This window comes from Streptomyces sp. NPDC059740 (genome assembly GCF_042733155.1).
Taxonomy (GTDB): Bacteria; Actinomycetota; Actinomycetes; order Streptomycetales; family Streptomycetaceae; genus Streptomyces.
Map to the genome: position 1 here is coordinate 40,642 of NZ_JBHWGP010000040.1, position 8,786 is coordinate 49,427.

Below are 8,786 nucleotides of genomic sequence, written 5' to 3' on the forward strand. Positions count from 1 at the left end.
TGGACGGGCCGGGCCCACCGGACCCGCGACCGCTGCCCACTCGTCCGCCGTTTCCGCCACCGCCCGGGGCACAGCCCGCGGTCCGTCCGCAGAGGAGAGCTCATGGCAGTCCGTCACATGCTGATCGCCGCCCCGCCCGCCCGCGTCTGGGAGGTCCTGGCGGACGGGGACACCTACGGGAGCTGGGTGCCCGGTACCCGGCGCACCGAGGAGGCGGATCCGGCGTGGCCCGCGGTGGGGGCCTCGCTGCGCTACCAGGTGCGGCTGGGGCGGTGGTCGGTGCAGGGCAGCACGGTGGTCAGGCGGTGCGAGAGCGGCCGGCGCCTGGAACTGGAGGCGCAGGCCGGCCGCCTGGGCAGCGCCCGTATCGCCTTCGAGCTGCTGGAATGGGGTGAGGAGTGCCTGGTCGTCCTGGACGAGCATCCGTTGCGCGGCCCGGGGGCGCGGCTGCACAACCCGGTGCTGGAGACCTTCACCCAGCTCAGGCACCGGACGCTGCTCAGGCGCCTGAGCGCCGTGGTGGAGGGCCGCACCTCCCCGGGGCCACGGGCCCCCGCCGCGCAGGGCTGAGCGGCCGGCAGCCCCGGCCACTCAGGCGCGGGGTGGCCCGGCCGGAGGGCGCGGGGCGCCGCTCCGACCGGGGGTGGTCACACGCTCGCCGGGAACCGGTCCCAGACCCGGTGCTTGCCCAGCAGTCCCATGACCTCGCCGAGCACGGACTGCGGGTCGTCCCCCACCACGACGCCGGGGGCGTCGGCGGGGATGCCGGCGGCCTGGAAGACCGCGTCGGCGCCGCCCCAGCCGCCGAGTGCCTTGGCGTGCCGGAAGGCCTCGGAGAGCAGGAGCAGCACCCGCGAGTCCAGTGCCGCCGGTGAGGTCGGGGAGGCCTCGGACGTCTTGGCGTCCCGGGCGCCGAAGTCGTCGGCGCCGACCCCCGGGGTGCCCGCCACCAGGACGGTGTCGAACTCGATGGAACGGGCGGTGGCGTAGGTGCGCTGCACGGCGATCGGGTCCTCGCTGTCCGCACCCAGCTTGCCGCCGGCCGGGGCGATGACCAGGGGGACCATGTCGGCGTCGAAGACGGCCTGCCGCAGGGCGCGCAGCGCCGCCAGGTCGCTGGAGTCGTCGGCGACGATGCCGACGAGGCGCCCCTCGATCGGCCAGACCTTGCCGACCTGCGAGAGGGCGGGGCTCGGCTCGACATCGGCCAGCGGCACGGTGGGCTCGGGGGCGGGCAGGCCCAGGGCGGTCGCCACCCGCGCGCACAGCACCGGGTCGATGTTGGCGAGCACCTGGAGGCCGCGCTCCTTGATCGCCTGCTCGTAGCACTTGCCCAGCTCGAAGCTGTAGGCGTTGATGATGTGTTCCTTCTCGACCGGCGTCATGCTCAGCCAGAAGCGGCGGGGCTGGCTGAAGTGGTCGTCGAAGCTCTCCGGGGCCTCCCGCACCTTCCTGGCGGCGGGCAGCTCCTGCGGGAACTCGATGTAGGCACCGGTGTCCGCGCCGGCCAGGAACGGGCAGCCGCCGTCCAGGGAGTTGGGCCGGTAGGGGGCCACTCCCTTGTGCACCGCCGTCTGGTGCATGCCGTCGCGGGTCATGTCGTTGACCGGCGAGTGGGGGCGGTTGATGGGCAGCTGCGGGAAGTTGGGGCCGCCCAGGCGGGTGATCTGGGTGTCGAGGTAGGAGAACATGCGGCCGGCGAGCAGCGGGTCGTCGGTGATGTCGATGCCGGGGACGAGGTGGCCGGTGTGGAAGGCGACCTGCTCGGTCTCGGCGAAGAAGTTGGACGGGTTGCGGTTGAGGGTGAGCAGCCCGACCGGGTGGACGGGGGCGAGCTCCTCCGGCACCAGGTTCGTCGGGTCCAGCAGGTCGATGCCCTCGAACATCTGGTCCGGGGTGTCGGGGAAGGTCTGCAGCCCCAGTTCCCACTGCGGGTAGGCGCCGGCCTCGATGGCGTCGGCGAGGTCACGGCGGTGGAAGTCGGGGTCGACGCCGCCGGTGATCTGCGCCTCCTCCCAGGTCAGCGAGTGGACGCCGAGCTTGGGCTTCCAGTGGAACTTCACCAGCGTCGTGCCGCCCTCGGCGTTGACGAGGCGGAAGGTGTGGACGCCGAAGCCCTCCATCATCCGGTAGGAGCGGGCGATGCCGCGGTCGGACATGTTCCACAGCGTGTGGTGGGTGGCCTCGGTGTGCAGGGTGACGAAGTCCCAGAAGGTGTCGTGGGCGCTCTGGGCCTGCGGGATCTCCCGGTCGGGGTGGGGCTTGCCGGCGTGGATGACGTCGGGGAACTTGATGCCGTCCTGGATGAAGAAGACCGGCATGTTGTTGCCGACCAGGTCGAAGACGCCGTCGGTGGTGTAGAACTTCGTCGCGAAACCGCGGGTGTCGCGCACGGTGTCCGCCGAGCCGCGCGAACCGAGGACGGTGGAGAAGCGCACGAACACCGGTGTCTCGACGTCCTTGGCGAGGAAGGCGGCCTTGGTGAGGGCGGTGGCGCTGCCGTAGCCCTGGAAGACGCCGTGAGCGGCCGCTCCGCGGGCGTGCACCACCCGCTCCGGGATGCGCTCGTGGTCGAAGTGCATGACCTTCTCGCGCAGGTGGTGGTCGCGCAGCAGCACCGGACCGCGCGGGCCCGCCTTGAGGGAGTGGTCGGTCTCGTACAGCCGGGTGCCCTGGGCGTCGGTCAGGTAGGCGCCCTGCTGGGCGACGGCGTCCTGGTCCAGCCCGGTGCGGTGACCGGTGGGCGAGTGGACCTCAGGGCCACTCTGGTCGGGCTTGGGCGGCAGGGGTTCGCGGGGCTCGACCGGCTCCTCGAACGTCGGCGGCACGGGCGAGGGGCCACCGGGAATGCCGTCGCCGTCGCCGCGGGCGCCCCGCACCGCCTCGCCGACCTTGTCGGCCGCCGCCTTCACCGGGTTGGGCTTGTCCATGCTTCCTCCTGGCTGGTGGATGACGGCAGTCCGGTTACCTCGCTGGGCGGACTTGAAACCGTGCGCGTCTACCACCGACCCGGTCGCCGGGCGAGTCGGCCCGGCATGGCGGAGGTGGGTGACGACCGGTCGGCTGCGGGCGAAAGCCCCCTGGCCCGCGGGACGCCGGCGCCCACGGGTGCGTGCGCCGCCCCACCTCGACGCGGCGGCGCACGCGCCGAGAGCCGTGCAGCCCGCCGGGGATCTGCATGGCGGCGTAGGCCAGGAAGAACGCCGAGACGAGCAGGCCCCGTTCACCGTGGCTCAGCCCGAAGGTGGTGCCGATGGAGGGCAGCGCGAGGTTGATGACCTGGCGGTCGACGTAGTCGACCGTCCACGCCGCGAACAGCAGCAGCACGGTGGTCCTGGTCGTCCTGTGCATCAGGGCCGTCCTCCCGTCCGGGTGGGTGATCCGGACACGATGCGCCCGGCCCCGGTCGGTGCACCGGCATCGCAGCATTCCGGCATCCGCGGCCCGGATGTGCCGCTTTCCGCCGTGCGGCGTGCCCGCGGCCGCCCTCCGACCCGGTGGGGGTACCGCAACCCTCCGTCCAGGCCGCGAAGTGAGGGGCTTCCCGCGGCGGCCGGCTCCTGCCACGATGACGCCGTGTCCGCTGCCACCTCCCCGTCGCCGCTCCGCCCGGACGGCTGTCCGCCGCGCCGGACGAGGACGGTCTGAGCGAGGCCGACCTCGCGCTGGTGGAGGCCCTGCAGACAGGGCCGCGTGCGCCCTCTCGGGTGGGGGCCGCCGTCGGGGTGGACGCCACCACCGCGGCCCGGCGCTGGCGGCGGCTGTCCGGCAGCGGTCTGGCCTGGCTGACCGCCTACCCCGTCCACCAGGTGGCCACGGTCTGCTATGTGGACGTGGCCTGCCGCCCGGACCGGGTCGAAGTCCTCACCGAGCAGCTGCGACGCTGGTCGTGCGTCTTCGACCTGGGACGCTCCTCGGGGGAGCACCAGTTGCTGCTCGGCGTGGCCGCGGCCTCCCTGCCGGCTCTCGACGCCTTCCTGACCCGGGGACTCGGACGCCTGGACGGTGTGCGCTCGCTGCGGTCCGGCGTCGCGTTGCGGGTGTACCGCGAGGGCAGCGACTGGACAGCCGGCAGCCTCGCCGCGGACCAGCGGTCACTGCTGGCGGCGGACGGGAGGACGGGCGAGGGCGGCGGGCCGGTCGCACTGCGCGAGGCGGACCGGCAGCTCCTGCTGGCCCTGGGTGCCGACGCCCGCAGCAGCTGCGCGGAACTGGCGCGGCGTTGCGGGCTGGGCGAGACCACCGTCCGGCGGCGGCTGCGGCGGATGGAACGGCACCACGAGATCCTCTTCCGCTGCGATTTCGCGCCCCTGCACGCCGGTTGGCCGGTGGCGGCCACCTACCGGCTGCGGGTGCCCTCGCACCGGGTGGAGGAGGTGGCGCGGACCCTGGCGGCGATGCCCGAGTCCCGGCTGTGCGCGGCGGTCACCGGGACGGCCAACCTGCGCCTGATCCTCTGGCTGCGCAGCCCGGACGGCTGCCGTTCGCTGGAGGACCGGATTGCCGCGCGGTGTCCGGAGGCCGAGGTCGTGGAACGGGACATCACCCTGTACACCGCCAAGCGGATGGGCCGGCTCCTGGACCGTCGCGGGCGCGCCGTCGGCCATGTCCCGGTGACGGCCTGGCCGCGCTGCCTGTGAGGACGGCGCCGCCGGCCGCGGCCGTCCCTGCTTCAGGGCCGCGGGTCGGTCCTGGTCCACCTCGGGCGTGCGTCCTCGCCGCGGCGTCCTGCCACGGCGGCGCACCGGGGGCAGACCCGCTGCACCCGGTCGGCGGCGCCACCGGACTCGGGGAGGGCGTCGACCCACCGCACGTGCGGCAGCCGGGCGAGGCGGGAGCGGCTCAGGGAGAGGCCGCACACCGTCTCGTTGCGTCCCGGCTGCCAGGCGTGCACCTCGCCGGCCGGCGCCCGGACGCCGCTCTCCTCGTCCCGCCGGCTCCCTGAGGCCGCCACCTGGTAACTCCTGCCTCGCGTCATGGCAGGCGGGTGCCCGGCGCGCGGCGGGGCACACGCCTCCTGCGGCTCGGCACCCCGAAGGGCCCGTCCTGCCCGCTGCGGGGAAAGGCACCCGAGCCGGGGCGGGCAGCCTGCGGGCCCGGCGCCGGCCGGGGAGGGAGCCGGGCGCCGGTTTCAGATGTCGTCGATGAGTTCGGTGAGCCTGCGGGTGACGTCGGTGATGACGGAACGCTCCTCGGGCGTGAGTTCCCGGTAGGCGCGCTGCTGACGGGCGCGCAGGCGGTCCCGGTGGTCGTGGAGGAGGGCCGCGCCGTGGTCGGTCAGGGCGACCTCGACACGCCGCTCGTTGCCGGCGGTGCGGGTCCGGGTGACGATGCCGTCCCGTTCCAGGTTCTTGAGCATGCGCGTGGCCGTGGGGGCCGAGACCCCGGCGTGCAGGGCGATGTCCCCGACCCCCTGGGGGCCGTGGTCGGCCAGGGCCTCCAGCAGGTGGATGCGGGAGAGCGAGAGGGACCGGTCGACCTCCCCGGCAAGGCGCCCCCGTGACCGCCGCACGGCGACCAGCATCTCCCCGAAGGCCTGCGTGAACTCACCGAACGCCTGGTCCTCCCCCGCTGCGTGGTGGGGATCGCACGGGTCCTTCGCTGCCGAGGTCATGACCGTAGCTTACAGTGGAGCTAATAGTTAGCTTGCTAAATGTTGCTGAACGAGGTGGACACCATGTCCGAGCAGGGCCGTATCGACACCCACCACCACGTGGTCCCCCCGGCGTACCGTGACTGGCTGGCGCGGCGCGGGGTCGCCGCGGGCGGGATGCCGATCCCGGCCTGGGACGCGGCGACCGACATCGCCTTCATGGACCGCCACGGCATCGCGACCGGCGTCCTGTCCCTCTCCACCCCCGGCACGCACCTGGGGGACGACGAGGAGGCCCTCACCTGGGCCCGGAAGGTCAACGACCACTGCGCCGAGACCGTCAAGGACCGCCCCGACCGCTTCGGTTTCTTCGCCACGCTCCCGCTGCCCCACCTCGACGGAGCCCTTTCGGAGACCGCGCGGGCGCTGGACGAACTCGGCGCGGACGGCATCGTCCTGCTGACCAACCACCGGGACACCTACCTGGGCGACGCAGCCTTCGAGCCGCTGATGGCCGAGCTCGACCGCCGGGGTGCGACCGTCTTCGTCCACCCCTCCCAGCTGCCGGCGCAGCCCGTGCCCGGCCTCCCGCCCTACGCCGCGGACTTCCTGCTGGACACCGTCCGGGCGGCGATGAACCTGACCGTCTCGGGCACGGTCCGCCGCCACCCCTCGATCCGGTTCGTCCTCTCCCACGGAGGCGGCTTCCTGCCCTACGCGGCGCACCGCATCAGCCAGTCGCTCCAGCACCACCAGCAGGTCTTGGGGGCGAGGGAAGGCATGGACCACGACGCCGTCCTGGCCGGCCTGCAAAGCTTCCACTTCGACACCGCCCTGAGCACCACCCCGCAGACGCTGGCGGCCCTCCTCTCCTTCGCCGGGCCCGAACGGGTGCTGTTCGGCAGCGACTTCCCCTATGCCTCGCCGCAGATGTCCTCGTACTTCATCGAGCAGTACGACGCCCAGCCGCTCGACGGGGCGCTCCGCGCGGCGATCGACCGGGGCAACGCCGCGCGGCTCCTGCCCCGCCTCGCCCGCTGACCGCCCCGGCTGCACCAGGACGAGGAGAAGCGGTGGGGCGCCGGGCCTGCCGTGCGGAGGCTGCGCGCAGGCCGCCTCGCCCCGGCTCTCCGCACCGGCACCCGCACACCGACTGCGGCTCCGCACGCCCGTGGGGGCTCCCGGCGACCGGAAGCCCCCACGGGCGTGCGTGACGGGTCGGCGCAGGCGCAGTGCGTCCCTGACGCCGGACGGGGCCGTGCGAAGCGGCCCCCGCTCTCCCGGAACTCATCGCGCGAACTTGTCCGCGCCCAGGTGGCTGCGGTACGTCTCCGTCATGAACGTGCTGACCACGACCAGGGCCAGCACGGCCGCCACGGCCAGGTAGACCCACACGGCGTAGATCGAGTGGAAGCTGGTGACCAGGAGGGAGGCGACGAACGGCGTGATGCCCATGAAGATGGAGAACGAGCTGTTGTACGCGATGGCGCCGGCGCTGAACCGGGTGCGCGTGGCGAAGAGTTCCGCCATGCAGACCGTGACGATCCCGGTCAGGAAGAACTCCGGGACGATGTAGATCAACTGGCTCGCGATCGCCGCACCGAACGTGCCCTGTTCGCCGACGTAGAAGGCGAGCGGGACCAGGACGATGCAGCCGACGGCGCCGGTGATCAGCATCGGTTTGCGCCCGATCCGGTCCGAGAGCATGCCGGCCAGCGGCAGCAGCGGGATGAGGACCGCCACCGAGATCGCGTTGGAGGCCAGCGCCATCCAGCGGGGCAGCCCCAGCGTCCCGGTCAGGTACTCGGGATAGAAGGTGACCCAGCTGTAGGACAGGATCGCCAGCATCACCGACACGCCGCAGTAGACGAGTATCGGCTTCCACTGCGAGCGGAAGGCTTCGCGGATCGGCGCCTTGACGACGGCCGCACCGTCCTCCGTGGCACGGACGAACTCGGGCGTCTCGTCGATACGCCGGCGCAGCCAGATCCCGACCACGCTCAGCGGCAGGACGAGGAGGAACGGGATCCGCCACCCCCAGGAGCTCAGTGCGGGCTCGCTGAAGACCGCACTCGCCAGGGCCGCGGTACCGGCCCCGGCAAGGATGCCGAAGAAGCAGCTGTTGGAGGCGTAGGAGGCGTAGTAGGCACGCCGCTTGGGCTCCGCCCACTCCACGATGAAGGCCACGGCCCCCACGTACTCACCGCCGGAGACCATGCCCTGGACCACGCGCAGCAGCAGGAGCAGCACGGGACCGAAGAAGCCCACCTGGTGGTAGGTGGGCAGCGCGCCGATCAGGGCGGTCGTCACGCCCATGATCACGATGGTCCACAGCAGTGTCTTCTTGCGGCCGACCCGGTCTCCCCACCGGCCGACCAGCGTGCCACCCAGGGGGCGGAACAGGCAGGCGATGGCGACGATCGCATAGGTGCTCAGCACCGCGACGGCCGGGTCACTGCCGGGGAAGAAGGTGGGAGCGAGGACGGGCGCCATGTAGCCGTAGAGACCGTAGTCGAACTGCTCCACGAAATTGCCGATACTTCCGGCGCCGATGGCTCGGCGTATCGCCTTCCGCTTCTCGGGGTCGGCGGCAGTGGTGCCGTCGGCGGTTGCGGGTGGCGCCACAGCGGACATGGCTTCTCCGTTCACACGGCGGATGGAGGGGAGGTGATGCATACGTATGTATCTGCGTATCTGCCGAACCCTAGAGAGGGCAGCCATGGGCGTCAATAGACGGGACGCGGGTCGCACGCCGCTCCTCCCGGCCTCGGCAGGCGGTGCGGCCCGGCTCCGCCGGGGCCGACCGCCTCCGGGACGGCCGCCCCCGGACGGCCCCCGTACGGTCACAGAGCGAGGGGTCCCTGCACGGCGACAGCGCCGGAGCCGTCCGCCGGACATCCGCGCCACCTGGGCGAACGGGCCACTCAGGTCCGTCCCGGCCGGGCGCACGACCGAGCTCACCACACCCGGCCGGCACCTCCACCGGGCACCGGGCGGGGAGGTCCCCGGGCTCCTGGCGGGCACCCTACCGTCGCCCTCTTCGCCCCTTACGAGAGCTTTGCCCTGGTAGCGGTGGAGCCGCCGGGCACCGGTGGGGCCGGGTGGCGCCGGGGCCCGGGGGGCGGGGGGGGGGCCCGCCAGCGCCCGCGGGGCCCCCAGCGGCCGCGCCCCCCCCCCCCCGGGGGAAGGGGGC

8 protein-coding genes are annotated in these 8,786 nt (G+C 73.2%); 3 read left to right on the top strand and 5 right to left on the bottom strand.

Annotation, left to right across the window (positions count from 1 at the left end):
• The first annotated feature begins 102 nt into the window (after window positions 1–102).
• A complete protein-coding gene (locus ACFV3R_RS29905) occupies window positions 103–570 on the top strand; it encodes an SRPBCC family protein (RefSeq protein ID WP_385589651.1) in 468 nt (155 codons plus the stop codon).
• Window positions 571–647: 77 nt separating this feature from the next.
• Here the strand turns inward: ACFV3R_RS29905 and ACFV3R_RS29910 are convergent, their stop codons facing one another.
• Together ACFV3R_RS29910 and ACFV3R_RS29915 are read right to left on the bottom strand one after the other, a co-directional pair.
• Window positions 648–2,930 carry a catalase gene (locus ACFV3R_RS29910; protein WP_385589653.1) on the bottom strand — a complete coding sequence of 761 codons (2,283 nt, stop codon included), beginning with the start codon at window positions 2,928–2,930 and terminating at the stop codon, window positions 648–650.
• Between the two features lie 34 nt (window positions 2,931–2,964).
• Window positions 2,965–3,351: a hypothetical protein gene (locus ACFV3R_RS29915; protein ID WP_385589655.1), complete on the bottom strand. Its 387-nt coding sequence runs from the start codon at window positions 3,349–3,351 to the stop codon at window positions 2,965–2,967.
• Window positions 3,352–3,725: 374 nt separating this feature from the next.
• Here ACFV3R_RS29915 and ACFV3R_RS29920 point away from each other — a divergent pair, with 374 nt between their 5' ends.
• On the top strand, window positions 3,726–4,640 hold the full coding sequence (locus ACFV3R_RS29920) for an Lrp/AsnC ligand binding domain-containing protein (RefSeq protein ID WP_385589657.1): 915 nt from the start codon (window positions 3,726–3,728) through the stop codon (window positions 4,638–4,640).
• 32 nt (window positions 4,641–4,672) lie between these two features.
• Here ACFV3R_RS29920 and ACFV3R_RS29925 read toward each other — a convergent pair whose 3' ends face one another.
• Window positions 4,673–4,978, bottom strand: coding sequence for a hypothetical protein (locus ACFV3R_RS29925; RefSeq protein ID WP_385589659.1), 306 nt, complete (start codon window positions 4,976–4,978; stop codon window positions 4,673–4,675).
• 153 nt (window positions 4,979–5,131) lie between these two features.
• Window positions 5,132–5,614 (bottom strand): MarR family winged helix-turn-helix transcriptional regulator, encoded by a 483-nt coding sequence (locus tag ACFV3R_RS29930; protein ID WP_385589661.1) that lies wholly within the window; start codon window positions 5,612–5,614, stop codon window positions 5,132–5,134.
• 39 nt (window positions 5,615–5,653) lie between these two features.
• Here ACFV3R_RS29930 and ACFV3R_RS29935 point away from each other — a divergent pair, with 39 nt between their 5' ends.
• Window positions 5,654–6,634 carry an amidohydrolase family protein gene (locus ACFV3R_RS29935; protein ID WP_385589663.1) on the top strand — a complete coding sequence of 327 codons (981 nt, stop codon included), beginning with the start codon at window positions 5,654–5,656 and terminating at the stop codon, window positions 6,632–6,634.
• A 246-nt stretch (window positions 6,635–6,880) separates the two neighbouring features.
• On the opposite strand, the gene ACFV3R_RS29940 is transcribed toward ACFV3R_RS29935, so the two are convergent.
• Window positions 6,881–8,227, bottom strand: a complete 1,347-nt coding sequence (locus tag ACFV3R_RS29940) for an MFS transporter (RefSeq protein WP_385589665.1) — start codon at window positions 8,225–8,227, stop codon at window positions 6,881–6,883.
• Between the last annotated feature and the right edge of the window lie 559 nt (window positions 8,228–8,786).